At 48.7% G+C, this 14,474-nt stretch carries 20 protein-coding genes; 9 read left to right on the top strand and 11 right to left on the bottom strand.

Features of this window, described 5'->3' with window-relative positions:
- Window positions 1-52: 52 nt before the first annotated feature.
- From ptsN to EC843_RS11745, 9 genes are all read right to left on the bottom strand, one after another.
- Window positions 53-544 carry a PTS IIA-like nitrogen regulatory protein PtsN gene (gene ptsN, locus EC843_RS11785; protein WP_064543104.1) on the bottom strand — a complete coding sequence of 164 codons (492 nt, stop codon included), beginning with the start codon at window positions 542-544 and terminating at the stop codon, window positions 53-55.
- 207 nt (window positions 545-751) lie between these two features.
- A complete protein-coding gene (gene hpf / locus EC843_RS11780) occupies window positions 752-1,039 on the bottom strand; it encodes a ribosome hibernation promoting factor (protein ID WP_064543106.1) in 288 nt (95 codons plus the stop codon).
- 22 nt (window positions 1,040-1,061) lie between these two features.
- On the bottom strand, window positions 1,062-2,495 hold the full coding sequence (gene rpoN / locus EC843_RS11775; RefSeq protein WP_064543108.1) for an RNA polymerase factor sigma-54: 1,434 nt from the start codon (window positions 2,493-2,495) through the stop codon (window positions 1,062-1,064).
- Between the two features lie 174 nt (window positions 2,496-2,669).
- On the bottom strand, window positions 2,670-3,395 hold the full coding sequence (gene lptB / locus EC843_RS11770) for an LPS export ABC transporter ATP-binding protein (protein ID WP_064543110.1): 726 nt from the start codon (window positions 3,393-3,395) through the stop codon (window positions 2,670-2,672).
- Window positions 3,396-3,401: 6 nt separating this feature from the next.
- Window positions 3,402-3,965 carry a lipopolysaccharide ABC transporter substrate-binding protein LptA gene (lptA, locus tag EC843_RS11765; protein WP_064543111.1) on the bottom strand — a complete coding sequence of 188 codons (564 nt, stop codon included), beginning with the start codon at window positions 3,963-3,965 and terminating at the stop codon, window positions 3,402-3,404.
- Entirely contained in the window at window positions 3,934-4,509 is a 576-nt protein-coding gene (gene lptC, locus EC843_RS11760; RefSeq protein ID WP_064543113.1) for an LPS export ABC transporter periplasmic protein LptC, read from the bottom strand. Before lptC ends, lptA begins: the two co-directional genes overlap by 32 nt.
- Window positions 4,506-5,072, bottom strand: a complete 567-nt coding sequence (gene kdsC / locus EC843_RS11755) for a 3-deoxy-manno-octulosonate-8-phosphatase KdsC (protein WP_064543115.1) — start codon at window positions 5,070-5,072, stop codon at window positions 4,506-4,508. The genes lptC and kdsC overlap by 4 nt, the downstream gene beginning before the upstream one ends.
- 16 nt (window positions 5,073-5,088) lie before the next feature.
- The gene (gene kdsD, locus EC843_RS11750) at window positions 5,089-6,075 is read right to left on the bottom strand and encodes an arabinose-5-phosphate isomerase KdsD (RefSeq protein WP_064543117.1); all 987 of its coding nucleotides are present in this window, start codon (window positions 6,073-6,075) and stop codon (window positions 5,089-5,091) included.
- A gap of 15 nt (window positions 6,076-6,090) precedes the next feature.
- The gene (locus EC843_RS11745; RefSeq protein WP_064543119.1) at window positions 6,091-7,068 is read right to left on the bottom strand and encodes a calcium/sodium antiporter; all 978 of its coding nucleotides are present in this window, start codon (window positions 7,066-7,068) and stop codon (window positions 6,091-6,093) included.
- Window positions 7,069-7,298: 230 nt separating this feature from the next.
- Here EC843_RS11745 and mlaF point away from each other — a divergent pair, with 230 nt between their 5' ends.
- The 7 genes from mlaF to murA all read left to right on the top strand — a co-directional run bounded on the left by mlaF (window position 7,299) and on the right by murA (window position 12,112).
- Window positions 7,299-8,114, top strand: coding sequence for a phospholipid ABC transporter ATP-binding protein MlaF (gene mlaF / locus EC843_RS11740; protein WP_064543121.1), 816 nt, complete (start codon window positions 7,299-7,301; stop codon window positions 8,112-8,114).
- A gap of 7 nt (window positions 8,115-8,121) precedes the next feature.
- Window positions 8,122-8,904: a lipid asymmetry maintenance ABC transporter permease subunit MlaE gene (gene mlaE / locus EC843_RS11735; RefSeq protein WP_064543170.1), complete on the top strand. Its 783-nt coding sequence runs from the start codon at window positions 8,122-8,124 to the stop codon at window positions 8,902-8,904.
- A gap of 4 nt (window positions 8,905-8,908) precedes the next feature.
- Window positions 8,909-9,460 carry an outer membrane lipid asymmetry maintenance protein MlaD gene (mlaD, locus tag EC843_RS11730; RefSeq protein WP_064543124.1) on the top strand — a complete coding sequence of 184 codons (552 nt, stop codon included), beginning with the start codon at window positions 8,909-8,911 and terminating at the stop codon, window positions 9,458-9,460.
- 18 nt (window positions 9,461-9,478) lie between these two features.
- The gene (gene mlaC, locus EC843_RS11725; protein WP_064543126.1) at window positions 9,479-10,108 is read left to right on the top strand and encodes a phospholipid-binding protein MlaC; all 630 of its coding nucleotides are present in this window, start codon (window positions 9,479-9,481) and stop codon (window positions 10,106-10,108) included.
- Entirely contained in the window at window positions 10,108-10,410 is a 303-nt protein-coding gene (gene mlaB, locus EC843_RS11720) for a lipid asymmetry maintenance protein MlaB (RefSeq protein WP_064543128.1), read from the top strand. Before mlaC ends, mlaB begins: the two co-directional genes overlap by 1 nt.
- A 125-nt stretch (window positions 10,411-10,535) precedes the next feature.
- On the top strand, window positions 10,536-10,790 hold the full coding sequence (ibaG, locus tag EC843_RS11715; RefSeq protein WP_034459734.1) for a BolA family iron metabolism protein IbaG: 255 nt from the start codon (window positions 10,536-10,538) through the stop codon (window positions 10,788-10,790).
- Window positions 10,791-10,843: 53 nt separating this feature from the next.
- Window positions 10,844-12,112, top strand: a complete 1,269-nt coding sequence (murA, locus tag EC843_RS11710; RefSeq protein ID WP_121814815.1) for a UDP-N-acetylglucosamine 1-carboxyvinyltransferase — start codon at window positions 10,844-10,846, stop codon at window positions 12,110-12,112.
- Between the two features lie 42 nt (window positions 12,113-12,154).
- Here murA and sfsB read toward each other — a convergent pair whose 3' ends face one another.
- The gene (sfsB, locus tag EC843_RS11705; RefSeq protein WP_074388515.1) at window positions 12,155-12,418 is read right to left on the bottom strand and encodes a DNA-binding transcriptional regulator SfsB; all 264 of its coding nucleotides are present in this window, start codon (window positions 12,416-12,418) and stop codon (window positions 12,155-12,157) included.
- A gap of 223 nt (window positions 12,419-12,641) precedes the next feature.
- Entirely contained in the window at window positions 12,642-13,613 is a 972-nt protein-coding gene (ispB, locus tag EC843_RS11700; protein WP_064543131.1) for an octaprenyl diphosphate synthase, read from the bottom strand.
- 261 nt (window positions 13,614-13,874) lie between these two features.
- On the opposite strand from ispB, the gene rplU reads away from it, so the two are divergent.
- Both rplU and rpmA read left to right on the top strand, forming a co-directional pair.
- The gene (gene rplU / locus EC843_RS11695) at window positions 13,875-14,186 is read left to right on the top strand and encodes a 50S ribosomal protein L21 (RefSeq protein WP_064543133.1); all 312 of its coding nucleotides are present in this window, start codon (window positions 13,875-13,877) and stop codon (window positions 14,184-14,186) included.
- Window positions 14,187-14,204: 18 nt separating this feature from the next.
- Window positions 14,205-14,462: a 50S ribosomal protein L27 gene (gene rpmA / locus EC843_RS11690; RefSeq protein WP_024549632.1), complete on the top strand. Its 258-nt coding sequence runs from the start codon at window positions 14,205-14,207 to the stop codon at window positions 14,460-14,462.
- Window positions 14,463-14,474: the final 12 nt, after the last annotated feature.

The raw sequence follows: 14,474 nt of genomic DNA, 5'->3' as shown, positions 1-14,474 counted from the left end.
TTTTCACTCCCCCAACTTTTCTTGCTGCGGCATACCCGTGACCGCAGCCAGATTATTCACTTTCACTACCTTGTTCTGTTTCGGTAATGATCTGATAAAGCTCTTCATCGCTCTGTGCAGAACGCAGGCGGCGGCAAATCGTTTTGTCAGCCAGACGTTTTGCTACCAGAGACAAAGTATGTAAGTGCGTTTTTGTTTGATCCGCAGGAACAAGCAGCGCAAACATCAGGTCAACCGGTTGGTTATCGATGGCGTCAAAAGCGATAGGGGTTTCCAGTTTAATAAACACCCCAACGGCACGAGTCGTATCTTCTTCCAGTTTCCCATGGGGAATGGCGATGCCATTTCCGATACCGGTACTGCCCATGCGTTCGCGCGTCAATACAGCCTCAAATACCACTTGTGGTGGCAGGCCTAGCTGTTTTGCTGCCAGTTCACTGATGATTTCCAGTGCACGCTTTTTACTCTGGCAATGTACGTTGGTACGGGTACATTCCTTGTTCAGGACTTGACTAAGTTGTAGAGCAGAATCGTTGTTCATCATAAGTTCACCTAAGCACCCTGTTATGCTAACGGCTCGTTACTCCACGCAACGAGCCGTCTTTACCCTTCATACTTCAAGTTGCATATGCGTTGGCTTCCTCGCTCACCCCAGTCACTTACCAGAGTAAGCTCATGGGGATTCACTGTGTAGCCGCCTTTCTGCAACTCGAATTATTTTGGGTAACTGCTTATACAGTTGCCCGGATTATCAGTGTTGTTTTAGTTTATCTTTATGTTTGGTTAACTGGCGAGCCAGTTTATCAATCAGACCGTCAATCGCCGCATACATATCCTGCCCTTCCGCGCTGGCATGAATTTCACCACCATTTACATGAAGCGTTGAATCGGCAATATGCGTGACTTTTTCCACTTTTAACACAATATAGACTTGGTTAATTCTATCGAAGTACTGCTCCAGTTTGGCAAACTTCGTACTCACAAATTCGCGCAGTGCGTCAGTGATTTCGACGTTATGTCCTGTAATGTTGAGCTGCATAGTGTCTTCCTTATCGGTTAAGTCAAACCAACTGTTTACGCTGATTTGACGGTGGTATGGATAAAGACTCTCGGTACTTCGCAACAGTGCGGCGTGCCACCATGATCCCCTGATCCGATAGCATAGTCGTTAACTTGCTATCACTCAGTGGTTTCGCAGGGTTTTCCGCAGCAATTAATTTCTTCACTAATGCACGAATTGCCGTCGAGGAGGCTTCACCTCCACCTTCGGTATTAACGTGGCTTGAGAAGAAATACTTCAATTCAAAAATGCCGCGTGGGCTATGTAAATATTTTTGCGTGGTCACTCGGGAAATGGTCGATTCATGCATTTCTACGACCTGAGCGATATCAGCAAGCACCATCGGTTTCATGTGCTCTTCGCCGTGTTCAAAAAAGCCTTGTTGCTGTTCAACGATACAGCGACTGACGCGCAGCAGCGTGTCGTTCCGGCTTTCCAGGCTCTTAATCAGCCACTTTGCTTCTTGCAGATTACTGCGAATAAATTGCGAGTCGCTGTCATTGCGGGCACTGGTGCCCATTGCAGCATACTGCTGGTTTATTTTCAGACGAGGGAGGCTGTCGGCATTGAGTTCTACAGTCCAGTGACCTTGCGTTTTTTTCACCAGAACATCCGGTATGACATATTCCGGTTCACCGGTCTGAATGGATTGCCCTGGGCGTGGGTCAAGAGACTGAATCAGGCACATTGCCTCTTTCAGCACCTCTTCTTTCAGACGGGTGACGCGCATCAGGCTGCGGAAGTCATGGTTAGCGAGCAGATCCAGGTGATCGCTGACAATCAAGCTGGCTTCGGTTAACCATGGCGTTTCGCGAGCGAACTGTGAAAGCTGTATGAGCAGGCAATCGCGTAGATCACGTGCGGCAACACCCACAGGATCGAAGCGTTGAACGCGTTTGAGTACGGCTTCCACTTCGTCGAGGGTGATTTCGTCATCACCCATGCTTTCCAGAATTTCTTCCAGAGAAACTGTGAGATAACCCATTTCGTCAACGGCATCGACAATAGAGGTCGCAATTGCTGTGTCAGTATCTGAAAACGGGGTGAGATCAACCTGCCACATCAGATAATCCTGAAGAGACTGGGTCGTTTCCCCCTGATAAACCGGCAATTCGTCGTCGATATAATCGCTTCCGGTTCCTGATGGAGTGCCTGCGGTGTAGATTTCGTCCCAACTGGTATCCAGCGGTAACTCGTCAGGCATTTCTTTTTGCTCAAGCGCCTCACGGGTATCTAACGCTTCGTTTTCACGTACTTCCTGAGTTTCAACTTCTTCATGCAGATCGGTTTGCTCAAGCAGTGGGTTACTTTCCAGTGCTTGCTGAAGTTCTTGCTGTAGCTCTAACGTCGAAAGTTGCAACAGACGAATTGCCTGCTGTAACTGGGGAGTCATAGCAAGTTGTTGGCTAAGCCGTAATTGCAAACCTTGCTTCATATTCAGAGCGAGCTTCCTCAGGTTATACTCGTCATACTTCGAGCTGCAGGGGTGTTGACTGCACTTCTTCACCCCAGTCACTTACTCAAGTAAGCTCCTGGGGATGAACTCCCTTGTCGCCTACCTGCAACTCGAATTATTTTGAGTATAAATATTATAATTTTTACTACCCTATCAGAGTCTGAACTCTTCGCCCAGATACACGCGCTTAACATGCTCGTCTTCCAGGATTTCGGCTGGAGTGCCATGGGCGATTAAATGGCCCTGGCTTACGATGTAGGCACGTTCACAAACAGCCAGCGTTTCGCGTACGTTATGGTCAGTAATCAACACCCCGAGCCCACTGTCGCGCAGATGCTCAATGATTCGCTTGATGTCGATGACGGATATTGGGTCAACACCAGCAAAAGGTTCATCCAGAAGAATAAATTTTGGATTTGCGGCTAATGCTCGGGCAATTTCGACACGACGACGCTCGCCACCAGACAATGACTGCCCGAGGTTATTACGCAAATGTTCGATGTGGAATTCTTCCATCAGCTCATTAGCGCGGTCATCACGCTGCTCAACAGAAAGATCGTCACGGATTTGCAGCACAGCCATTAAGTTATCGAACACACTTAAACGGCGGAAAATAGACGCTTCTTGCGGTAAGTAGCCGATACCTCGACGAGCACGAGCATGAAGTGGCAGAAGGCTGATGTCTTCATCATCAATAATAATGTTGCCGGCGTCACGCGGCACAATGCCAACCACCATGTAAAAGGTGGTGGTTTTCCCGGCACCGTTTGGGCCAAGTAACCCGACAATTTCACCCGACTTAACAGCCAGGCTGACATCTTCAACGACGCGGCGGCCTTTGTAGGCTTTGGCGAGATTTTTTGCAATTAAAGTAGCCATAACGAATTAGTTACTCTTTTTCTGCGCAGGGGCTGGTGCCGGAGCCTGGCCGTCTTTTTTCTGCAGTTGAGAAGGGACCAGAACGGTGGTGACACGTTTACCTTTTTCGCTAAAGGCCTGCATCTTCTGTTCTTTCACCAGATAAGTAATTTTGTCGCCTTTGATATTGCTGTCGACCTGCTCGAGATAAGCATTACCGGTCAGAACTACAAAGTCGTTTTGCAACTCATAGTGCATGGTCGCTGAGTGGCCGCTAACGGGTTTACCGCTATCTTGCATCTGATAGAACGTGGCTGGATTACCATAACCATCAATGACTTCTTTGCCTTCTTCGCCGCCAGGACGAGTCACAACCACTTTGTCGGCGTTAATTTTGATACTGCCTTGTGTCACGATCACATTGCCAGTGAAGGTGACGACGTTGCCCTGCATATCCAGCGACTGTTGGTCAGATTCAATGTGAATCGGCTGATCGGTATCACCGGTCAACGCAAATGCCGAAAAACTAGCGGCTAAAAGCGTACTGGTTAGTACTAAATTACGGCTGAGTTTGTTTATTTTGGATTTCATAGGATGTTCTAACCTTTTCAATCAGCTCGGCATTTTTGCTGCGTAAATTTCCACGCATTTTGAGGCCGGTGGAGTTAAAGCTGGTTCCATACAAGGTTACCTGGTCATCAGAGGCAACATCCTGAGTGACTAAATTAACCTGCGCATTGTCCGTGGTAATTTTGCGTAGCTGAGAATCCGGCGTCAGAGCCGTCAGCACCACATTCCCATACAAATACAGCATCCGATCGTTAGTAAGTTTGGCGCGATCCGCTCGTAAAGACCAGGTTGCCACTTTGTTTTCGTCATACTGCGTCATCACCGGGTTGGTAAACCACGAAATAGCAGTCTCAGAAAAATATTCAACGTGTTCCGAAACCAGCCGATAATTCAGAGCCCCTTCAGGACTGTAGGCGAGCGTCGTGGAATGTTCACTTTGATAGGTTGGCTCGTTGCTGTTTACCGTCGGTGTAGCAACGGGGTCTTTATCGACCAGATTTAAGCCAATCAACACTAATGCCAGCAATGAAAGCAGGATGATAACCCAACGTCTGGTCTTACTCATATAGATAGCCCTTTGGCCTCATCAAGCTTTCCTTGTGCCAGTAACAGAAGATCACAGACTTCGCGAACCGCCCCACGTCCGCCAGCAATACGTGTAACGTAGTCGGCACGAGGAATCAGTAAAGGATGAGCGTCGGAAACCGCCACACTCAAACCCACTTTTGCCATCACTGGCCAGTCGATTAAATCATCACCAACGTAAGCAACATGTTCCGCGGGGATGGCGAGCTTATCTAATAGATCGTGAAAAGCCAAAAGCTTGTCAGATTGCCCTTGATAGAGATGGGTAATCCCGAGTGTTGCGCATCGGTCTTCAAGTAGCTTTGCTTTGCGGCCGGTAATAATCGCGACTTCGATGTCGGAAGTCAGCACGCAGCGAATTCCGTAACCGTCACGCACGTTGAATGCTTTCAGCTCTTCGCCGCTATTACCCATGTAAATCAGGCCATCAGACATGACACCGTCAACATCTAAAATAAGCAGGCGCACGTTTTCTGCCCGCTCCATCACGCGCGTGCTCACCGGGCCATAACAGGTGGCAAGTGACGCTTCATGGTTACTCATTAAGGCTAATCCTTTGTTAAACCACGCCAGCGCGTAGCATGTCATGCATATGTACCACACCGAGAAGTTGGTCGCCATCTGCAACCAATACCGAGGTAATGTGGCGAGATTGCATCAAATTGAGCGCATCCACAGCCAGTAGTGATGGACGGACCCTAATTCCACCGACAGTCATGACATCTGCGATATTCAGAGAGTGGAGGTCAACGCCCATATCAAAGACGCGTCGTAAATCGCCATCGGTGAAGATCCCTTCGATTTTCATCAGGGAGTCACAGATTACGGTCATACCCATATTTTTACGCGTAATTTCCAGTAGAGCATCGCGCAAGGACGCATCTTTACTGACATGAGGGATCTCATCACCGCTGTGCATGATATCGCTGACGCGTAGTAACAGTTTACGACCCAATGCGCCGCCTGGGTGAGAAAGTGCAAAATCTTCTGCAGTAAAGCCGCGAGCTTTAAGCAACGCAACGGCAAGGGCGTCACCCATAACCAGTGTTGCTGTGGTGCTGGAGGTTGGAGCCAGACCAAGAGGGCAGGCTTCTTGCGGGACTTTGACACACAAATGGATATCTGCCGCTTTACCCATAGAACTATCCGGGCGGCTGGTGATGCAAATGAGCGGCACCTGTAAGCGCTTGAGAACGGGAATCAATGCCTGAATTTCGTTTGATTCGCCGGAGTTTGAAATCGCGATAACAATATCCTGGGGGCTCACCATTCCGAGATCGCCGTGGCTTGCTTCACCAGGGTGGACGAAAAATGAAGGTGTGCCGGTGCTGGCAAACGTTGCCGCCATCTTTTTACCGATGTGACCAGACTTACCCATGCCCATTACGACAACTTTACCCTGGCAATAAAACATTTTTTCACAGGCTGCCGAGAAGTCTGTGTTGATGTATTGCTCAAGTTGATCCAGGCCTTCACGTTCGATCTTCAGGACTTCTTTGCCTGCTTGCTGAAAGTCAAAACCCGGTTGTAAATCTATCTGTGACATAATTTCCGTTCCGTTTTACCCAACGACCGGTGATGCAACAAACCACAGCACCACAATCCATACGAAGAAACTACATGTTAACAGAGCGCCTGCTGTCTTGCCGATAGAGCGAGGCTTTCGCCAGCAAAGTACGGCGAAAATGACACTGACGACCAACATCACCCAATAGTCACGTGCAAAGACAAGTGGGTCGATTTCACCTGGTGCGATTAGCGCAGGAATGCCCATTACCAGAACAATATTGAAAATGTTTGAGCCAATAATATTACCAATCGCAATATCATCTTCGCCTTTACGGGCACCCGCGATGGTGGTGGCTAGTTCAGGCAGGCTAGTGCCAACCGAAATAATCGTCAGGCCAATCACTAACTCACTCACGCCAAAATAGTGCGCCAACACACTGGCGTTATCGATAACCATGCGTGTGGCCATCGGCATAATAATTAGGGCAACAGCGAGCCATAAAAATGCGACGGGGCGGTTTCCTTCTCGGGGAAGTTCTGCCAACTGTTCACGGGTCAGTTTGTCGGCACCTTCATTTCCGGCAAGGCGCGTTATTTTAATCGTAAACAGCAGATACGCCACTGATACCGTAATCAAAATAACACCATCAACAACGCTTAGCTGGTTGTCAAAAAGCAGCCAGCCAATAATTGCGCTGACAACTAACATTAGGGGTAACTCGCGCCGTAGAATATCGGAATTCACGGTAAATGGATGCAAAAGAGCCGCTAAGCCAAGAATTAACAAAATATTGGTGATATTTGAGCCTAACGCGGTCCCTACCGCTAAATCCAACTGACCATGCAGGGCTGCAGAACTGGCGACGATGAGCTCTGGTAGTGAAGTGCCAATACTGACCACAGTCAAACCGATTAGCAGTGGTGGAACCCCAAAACTGCGACAAAGTATTGATGCGGCAAACACTAATCGGTCAGCGCCATAGACGACCAAAAGCAAACCAATAATTAACAGAGCTGTAGCTAACAGCATGCAGAATCCTTAATTCAGGTATAATCGCCGGTCTTGTGCTGTGAAAGTACCGGCAGAGCATACAGTTCTGTAGGGCCGGGCATGATTCTTAATTCTGACTTTATGTGGCAGAAAAGTAAAACAAATGCCAGTTTTCGCTAATCAGGACGGGTATTATTCTGCAAGGATATTGGATTGGAACTCAGTTTCCAGTAAATGCTTCGTCCGTGAACTTGATAAAAGGAAAGATGATGAGCCAGACGCAGACTAATCTGGTCGAAATTCGCGGAGTAAGTTTTACTCGCGGCAGTCGGCGCATCTTTGACAATATTTCACTGAACGTACCCCGCGGTAAAATTACCGCCATAATGGGGCCTTCAGGGATTGGGAAGACAACGCTATTGCGGCTTATCGGTGGTCAAATTCAACCCGACAGCGGTGAAATCCTGTTTGACGGTGAAAACGTCCCCGCCATGTCTCGTTCGCGTTTATACAATGTTCGTAAACGCATGAGTATGCTATTCCAGTCTGGCGCGCTATTTACCGACCTCAATGTCTTTGAAAATGTGGCGTATCCACTACGTGAACATCGCCGCCTGCCGGAAGAGTTGTTGCACAGCACCGTGATGATGAAACTTGAGGCGGTGGGGTTACGTGGTGCCGCTAAACTGATGCCTAACGAACTCTCCGGTGGTATGGCCCGACGTGCAGCTCTAGCTCGAGCCATCGCGCTCGAACCCGATCTGATCATGTTTGATGAACCATTTGTTGGTCAGGACCCTATTACTATGGGGGTATTAGTCAAACTGATTTCAGAATTGAATAGCGCCCTTGGCGTCACGTGTATTGTGGTTTCTCACGACGTCCCAGAAGTACTGAGTATTGCCGATTACGCCTATATTGCCGCGGATCAACATATTGTGGCTGAAGGCACGCCTGCTGCCCTGCGTGAAAATTGCGACCCGCGAGTGCGCCAGTTCCTCGATGGTATTGCCGACGGGCCAGTACCGTTCCGCTATCCGGCAATGGATTATCGGAATGACTTATTATCAGAAACAGGGAGTTAAGTTGCTCATGTTCTTTAATGCACTGGCATCATTCGGACGGCGGGGGTTGAAAACCTGTGCGTCATTTGGCCGGGCTGGGATAATGCTTTTTAATGCGCTGGTGGGGAAACCGGAATTCCGCAAACACACACCATTGCTTATTCGCCAACTGTATAACGTTGGTGTGTTGTCGCTGATTATCATCATTGTTTCTGGTTTGTTTATCGGCATGGTGCTTGGTCTGCAAGGTTACCTGGTGCTGACGACCTACAGCGCGGAATCAAGCCTCGGTATGTTGGTCGCCTTGTCATTACTGCGAGAGCTTGGTCCTGTCGTTGCTGCATTGCTGTTCGCCGGGCGTGCCGGTTCAGCACTAACCGCAGAAATCGGCTTAATGAGGGCAACAGAACAACTTTCCAGTATGGAAATGATGGCGGTTGATCCTCTACGCCGGGTCGTTTCACCGCGTTTTTGGGCTGGCGTGATTTCACTACCCTTGCTGACGCTTATTTTTGCTGCGGTCGGCATTTGGGGTGGGGCGCTGGTGGGTGTGAACTGGAAGGGAATCGATGCGGGCTTCTTCTGGTCTGCAATGCAAAACGCCGTCAGCTGGCGGACTGATTTGGTTAACTGTGTCATCAAGAGTGTGGTGTTTGCGATAACAGTGACCTGGATTGCTTTATTCAATGGCTACGATGCTATTCCTACGTCCGCAGGGATTAGTCGGGCAACAACACGAACCGTTGTGCACGCTTCACTGGCCGTTTTAGGTCTGGATTTTGTGCTCACAGCACTGATGTTTGGGAATTAAGTTCATGCAAACTAAGAAATTTGAAACTGGGGTTGGAGCATTTTTAATTATTGCGCTGGCAGCCATCGTCTTCTTGTGTCTGAAAGTGGCAAACGTCACTTCGCTACGCAGTGAGCCAACGTACCGGGTCTATGCGACTTTTGACAACATCGGTAGCTTGAAAACGGGTTCCCCGCTGCGCCTCGGTGGCGTGGTGATTGGTCGTGTTGACGATATTACTCTGGATCCGAAAACTTACTTACCACGAGTCACCCTGGATATCGAAGAACGCTATAACCACATTCCGGATACCAGTTCGCTGGCTATCCGTACTTCTGGCTTGCTGGGCGAGCAATATCTCGCGTTGAACCTCGGTTTTGATGATCCAGAACTCGGTTCATCTATCCTTAAAGAGGGCGGGACGATTCAGGACACCAAGTCAGCCCTGGTGCTGGAAGACCTGATTGGCCAATTCCTGTATAAGAGCGGCAATGGTGATAATCAGAATTCAGGGGATTCCTCATCGCAGGATTCACAGAATAATAGTGCAGCGCCACAGCCTGGTACCACGCATTAATCTAAGAGGAAAAGTGTTATGTTTAAAAGACTTATTATGATTGCTATGCTGGTTATTGCACCGCTGGCGAATGCTGCGGATCAAAGTAATCCCTACAAGTTAATGGGCGAAGCGGCACAAAAAACTTTTGACCGCCTTAAAAACGAACAACCTAAAATTCGCCAAAACCCTGATTATTTGCGTGAGATCGTTGGTCAGGAACTGCTGCCTTACGTGCAGGTAAAATACGCGGGGGCTCTGGTTCTGGGTCGTTATTATAAAGATGCGACCCCTGCGCAGCGTGATGCTTACTTCAAAGCATTCGAAGAGTACTTGAAGCAAGCCTACGGCCAGGCTCTTGCCATGTATAACGGGCAATCCTACCAAATCGCCCCTGAGCAGCCGCTGGGTGATGCCACTATCATTGCGATTCGTGTCACCATCGTCGATCCAAACGGTCGTCCACCAGTACGTCTTGATTTCCAGTGGCGTAAAAACACCCAGACCGGTGGCTGGCAGGCATACGACATGATTGCTGAAGGTGTCAGCATGATCACCACTAAGCAAAATGAGTGGAGTGATATCTTGCGTACCAAAGGTATCGATGGTTTGACGGCGCAACTGCAAAGTATTTCCCGTATGCCAATTACACTGGAAGCGAAAAAGTAATGGCAGGCGAGCTTAACTGGCAGCGTGAAGCAGCAACTTTACACCTGACGGGTGAGCTGGATAGCGACACCGTGGGGCCTTTATGGCGGCAACGGGAGCAAATCATGGCCGGTATCAAGGCGCTTAACCTTTCTGGTTTATCGCGTGTAGATACCTCAGGTTTAGCGTTGTTGATTCATCTTGTGGCTTTCGCCAGACGACAAAACGTTGAAGTAGAGCTTCAGGGAGCCAGTGATAATCTACAAACACTGACTAAACTTTATAACCTTCCAGAAGACATCCTTCCCGCATTTGCAGGCTAGTGTTTTCATAGCGTTACTATCATTGCCCCTGATCGATTGAGATCAGGGGCTTTTTGCTTATTTAAGACAACGCCACTTTCCTCTAAGATGTGTGGCTTGTTTCCTTAACCGACGAATTATATCCCATGGAAAATCATGAAATTCAGACAGTGCTGATGAACGCACTGCCCCTCCAGGAAGTCCACGTCTCAGGCGATGGTAGCCATTTTCAGGTGATTGCGGTGGGTGAGTTATTCGCCGAGTTAAGTCGCGTGAAGAAGCAACAGACAGTTTATGCGCCATTGATGGAGCTGATTGCTGATAACCGTATTCATGCGGTTTCCATCAAGACCTATACTCCGCAAGAGTGGGATCGCGATCGTAAACTTAATGGTTTTTGAGCAATTCGCCGCGGCGGATTGTAACGATTTGAATTTAATAGAGAGCAGTTGCAATGGATAAATTTCGAGTTCAGGGGCCAACCCGACTGAGTGGTGAAGTGACGATCTCCGGGGCGAAGAACGCCGCGCTGCCGATCCTCTTCGCAGCTCTGTTGGCTGAAGAGCCAGTTGAGATTCAGAACGTTCCAAAATTGAAAGACATTGATACCACAATGAAGCTGTTAAGCCAGTTGGGTACCAAAGTTGAACGTAACGGTTCCGTATGGATCGACGCCAGTGAAGTGAATATCTTCTGCGCACCTTATGATCTGGTTAAGACCATGCGTGCTTCTATCTGGGCGCTTGGACCGTTGGTTGCACGTTTTGGTCAGGGGCAGGTTTCTTTACCTGGCGGCTGTGCAATTGGCGCACGTCCGGTTGATTTACATATTACCGGTCTTGAGCAACTTGGTGCGGAAATCAAACTGGAAGAAGGCTACGTTAAAGCCTCTGTACAGGGCCGTCTGAAAGGCGCACACATTGTGATGGATAAAGTGAGCGTAGGCGCCACCGTCACCATCATGAGTGCTGCTACGCTTGCCGAAGGCACAACCATCATTGAAAACGCCGCTCGTGAGCCGGAGATCGTTGATACAGCGAACTTCCTGAATACTCTGGGTGCGAAAATCACCGGTGCAGGTACCGATCGCATTACTATCCAGGGCGTTGAACGCCTCGGTGGTGGTGTTTACCGCGTAGTGCCTGACCGTATTGAAACCGGGACCTTCCTGGTGGCTGCGGCGATTTCCGGTGGCAAAATTGTTTGCCGTAATGCTCAACCAGACACCCTTGATGCGGTGTTGGCGAAACTGCGCGAAGCAGGTGCCGATATTGAAGTTGGCGAAGACTGGGTGAGCCTGGATATGCACGGTAAGCGCCCGAAAGGCGTGACCATCCGTACTGCACCGCACCCTGGTTTCCCGACCGATATGCAGGCTCAGTTCACCTTGTTGAACCTGGTGGCTGAAGGCACGGGTGTTATCACCGAAACCATTTTTGAAAATCGCTTCATGCACGTTCCAGAACTTATCCGTATGGGCGCACATGCCGAGATTGAAAGTAATACGGTGATTTGCCACGGCGTTGAAAAACTGTCTGGTGCACAAGTGATGGCGACCGACCTGCGTGCTTCAGCAAGCCTGGTTCTGGCTGGCTGTATTGCCGAAGGCACAACCGTTGTTGACCGTATTTACCACATCGATCGTGGCTACGAGCGCATTGAAGATAAACTTCAGGCGTTGGGTGCGAAGATTGAACGTGTGAAAGGTAGTGGCAGCGAATAAATTTTGTTGTTAACAAGAGAAAACCGGGCATGCCCGGTTTTTTTATCGCTTACGCATTAAACTCGCTCGGTTAATTAACTGATGAGTTTGTGGGTCGTAATACCGCGAGGGCCAAATCATCCAGGGTGATGTATCCAGTGCCGTTGCTATGATTAACTCACCTTTAGGCCATGGGCGCGTCAACGCATTAGCCAGCGTCGATGAACTTAGCCCTGCCTTCCTGGATTCAGCCGCCAGGCTTGTTCCACGTTTACGTAACCCTGCGATTATGTCTGCCGGGTGCCAGTCAGAATAATTACTTTCCATGTTCCTCCCTGTAACCGTTTCGTTTAACCGGTCTACTCAAGAGTGTTTATAACATAGCAAAGTGCCAAAAGATTCCAATAAATGGCTTAAAAAATTAAATCTGTGTTAACCCACACAAAGTGAATGAAATCCAATGAAAACAGATTGGTTATAGGAAGCGTGCTGAAGCGGGGAAAAAAATTATTGGAAACTTAGCGCGCCTTTAGCTGGCGCGCTAAAAAGATTAACGGTCGCGTTGAACGGCCATATGAGCCAGTGCAATTAGTGCTTCTTTGTGTTCACTTTCTGGCAAAATACTCAGCGCAGCAATGGCTTTGTCTGCTTCTTGCTCTGCGCGTAATTGAGTCCATTCCAGTGAACCACAGGCCGCCATCGCGTCCAATACTGGTTGCAGCAAATGACGCCCGTTACCTTGTTCAATGGCTTCACGGATCATTTTTGCTTGCTCTGCATTGCCGTTACGCATTGCGTGCAGTAACGGGAGAGTCGGTTTGCCCTCGTTAAGATCATCACCAACATTCTTACCCAGAGTTTGCCCGTCCGCACTGTAGTCGAGAAGATCATCAATGAGTTGGAATGCAGTACCCAGATAGCGACCATAATCCTGAAGGGCTTTCTCCTGCTCTACAGTGGCATCAGCTAAAATACCGGAACATTGAGCGGCCGCTTCAAACAGGCGTGCTGTTTTGCTGTAGATCACCCGCATGTAGCTTTCTTCAGTGATATCCGGGTCATTGCAGTTCATTAATTGCAGAACTTCACCTTCAGCAATCACGTTCACTGCTTCGGACATGACTTCAAGTACCTTGAGTGAACCAAGTTGAGTCATCATCTGGAAGGCTCGGGTATAGATAAAATCGCCGACCAGTACACTGGCCGCATTGCCGAACGCCGCGTTGGCTGTGGCTTTGCCACGGCGCATATCCGATTCATCTACTACGTCATCATGCAACAACGTCGCCGTGTGAATAAATTCGATAAGCGCTGCAATATTGACATGCGCCTTACCCTGATAACCGAGCGCACGAGCAGCAAGTACAGCAATCATTGGGCGGATACGCTTACCACCGCCACTGACGATGTAATACCCTAACTGATTGATCAATTGGACATCTGAATTCAACTGCTCAAGGATGACCGCATTGACGCCCGCCATATCTTGCGCGGTTAACTCATTAATTTTTTCTAAATTCATCGCAAAAGTCTGGCTTAAAGTCCTGTTTACCACATGCCTGTACGGAATCACGTGAGGGAAGAGGAGTAATAATGTAGTACAGATTGTACTGAAAAAACGAGGCAGATAAACGGCTGGTGTGATGTTGCGTTTTTTTTCTACTCTGTTTCATGAGAGGGCTTGTCAAAGGCTCTCGTTTTGCGTAATATTCGCGCCCTATTGTGAATATTTATAGCGCCACCTGAAACATACATAGGGTGCGTGCGGAAAGCGGAGTTTTATATGTACGCGGTTTTCCAAAGTGGTGGTAAACAACACCGAGTAAGCGAAGGTCAAACCATTCGCCTGGAAAAGCTGGACATCGCAACTGGCGAATCTGTTGAGTTTGCTGAAGTTCTGATGATCGCTAATGGTGAAGAAATCAAAATCGGCGTTCCTTTCGTCGATGGCGGCGTAATCAAAGCTGAAGTTGTTGCTCATGGTCGTGGCGAGAAAATTAAGATTGTTAAGTTTCGTCGTCGTAAACACTACCGTAAGCAGCAGGGTCATCGTCAGTGGTTCACTGATGTGAAAATCACCGGCATCAGCGCTTAATACAGGGGAGCATATTAAATGGCACATAAAAAGGCTGGCGGCTCTACTCGTAACGGTCGCGATTCCGAAGCTAAACGTCTGGGCGTAAAACGTTTCGGCGGTGAAGCAGTTCTGGCAGGCAGCATTATCGTTCGTCAACGTGGTACTAAATTCCACGCTGGTACTAACGTAGGTTGCGGCAAAGATCATACTCTGTTCGCTTTGACTGACGGTAAAGTTAAGTTCGAAGTTAAAGGTCCGAAAAACCGTAAGTTCATCAGCATCGTTGCTGAATAAGTTTTTCGCGTC

The organism is Buttiauxella sp. JUb87 (assembly GCF_004361975.1).
GTDB lineage: Bacteria > Pseudomonadota > Gammaproteobacteria > Enterobacterales > Enterobacteriaceae > Buttiauxella > Buttiauxella ferragutiae.
The sequence above is the reverse complement of the archived record's forward strand: the minus strand, read 5'-3'. Positions and strand labels throughout refer to the sequence as shown.

What these genes read in the sequence shown, in the direction of transcription:
- ptsN (WP_064543104.1), bottom strand. Translation starts at nt 544, where the DNA reads ATGATGAACAACGATTCTGCTCTACAACTTAGTCAAGTCCTGAACAAG.
- hpf (WP_064543106.1), bottom strand. Translation starts at nt 1,039, where the DNA reads ATGCAGCTCAACATTACAGGACATAACGTCGAAATCACTGACGCACTG.
- rpoN (WP_064543108.1), bottom strand. Translation starts at nt 2,495, where the DNA reads ATGAAGCAAGGTTTGCAATTACGGCTTAGCCAACAACTTGCTATGACT.
- lptB (WP_064543110.1), bottom strand. Translation starts at nt 3,395, where the DNA reads ATGGCTACTTTAATTGCAAAAAATCTCGCCAAAGCCTACAAAGGCCGC.
- lptA (WP_064543111.1), bottom strand. Translation starts at nt 3,965, where the DNA reads ATGAAATCCAAAATAAACAAACTCAGCCGTAATTTAGTACTAACCAGT.
- lptC (WP_064543113.1), bottom strand. Translation starts at nt 4,509, where the DNA reads ATGAGTAAGACCAGACGTTGGGTTATCATCCTGCTTTCATTGCTGGCA.
- kdsC (WP_064543115.1), bottom strand. Translation starts at nt 5,072, where the DNA reads ATGAGTAACCATGAAGCGTCACTTGCCACCTGTTATGGCCCGGTGAGC.
- kdsD (WP_064543117.1), bottom strand. Translation starts at nt 6,075, where the DNA reads ATGTCACAGATAGATTTACAACCGGGTTTTGACTTTCAGCAAGCAGGC.
- EC843_RS11745 (WP_064543119.1), bottom strand. Translation starts at nt 7,068, where the DNA reads ATGCTGTTAGCTACAGCTCTGTTAATTATTGGTTTGCTTTTGGTCGTC.
- mlaF (WP_064543121.1), top strand. Translation starts at nt 7,299, where the DNA reads ATGAGCCAGACGCAGACTAATCTGGTCGAAATTCGCGGAGTAAGTTTT.
- mlaE (WP_064543170.1), top strand. Translation starts at nt 8,122, where the DNA reads ATGTTCTTTAATGCACTGGCATCATTCGGACGGCGGGGGTTGAAAACC.
- mlaD (WP_064543124.1), top strand. Translation starts at nt 8,909, where the DNA reads ATGCAAACTAAGAAATTTGAAACTGGGGTTGGAGCATTTTTAATTATT.
- mlaC (WP_064543126.1), top strand. Translation starts at nt 9,479, where the DNA reads ATGTTTAAAAGACTTATTATGATTGCTATGCTGGTTATTGCACCGCTG.
- mlaB (WP_064543128.1), top strand. Translation starts at nt 10,108, where the DNA reads ATGGCAGGCGAGCTTAACTGGCAGCGTGAAGCAGCAACTTTACACCTG.
- ibaG (WP_034459734.1), top strand. Translation starts at nt 10,536, where the DNA reads ATGGAAAATCATGAAATTCAGACAGTGCTGATGAACGCACTGCCCCTC.
- murA (WP_121814815.1), top strand. Translation starts at nt 10,844, where the DNA reads ATGGATAAATTTCGAGTTCAGGGGCCAACCCGACTGAGTGGTGAAGTG.
- sfsB (WP_074388515.1), bottom strand. Translation starts at nt 12,418, where the DNA reads ATGGAAAGTAATTATTCTGACTGGCACCCGGCAGACATAATCGCAGGG.
- ispB (WP_064543131.1), bottom strand. Translation starts at nt 13,613, where the DNA reads ATGAATTTAGAAAAAATTAATGAGTTAACCGCGCAAGATATGGCGGGC.
- rplU (WP_064543133.1), top strand. Translation starts at nt 13,875, where the DNA reads ATGTACGCGGTTTTCCAAAGTGGTGGTAAACAACACCGAGTAAGCGAA.
- rpmA (WP_024549632.1), top strand. Translation starts at nt 14,205, where the DNA reads ATGGCACATAAAAAGGCTGGCGGCTCTACTCGTAACGGTCGCGATTCC.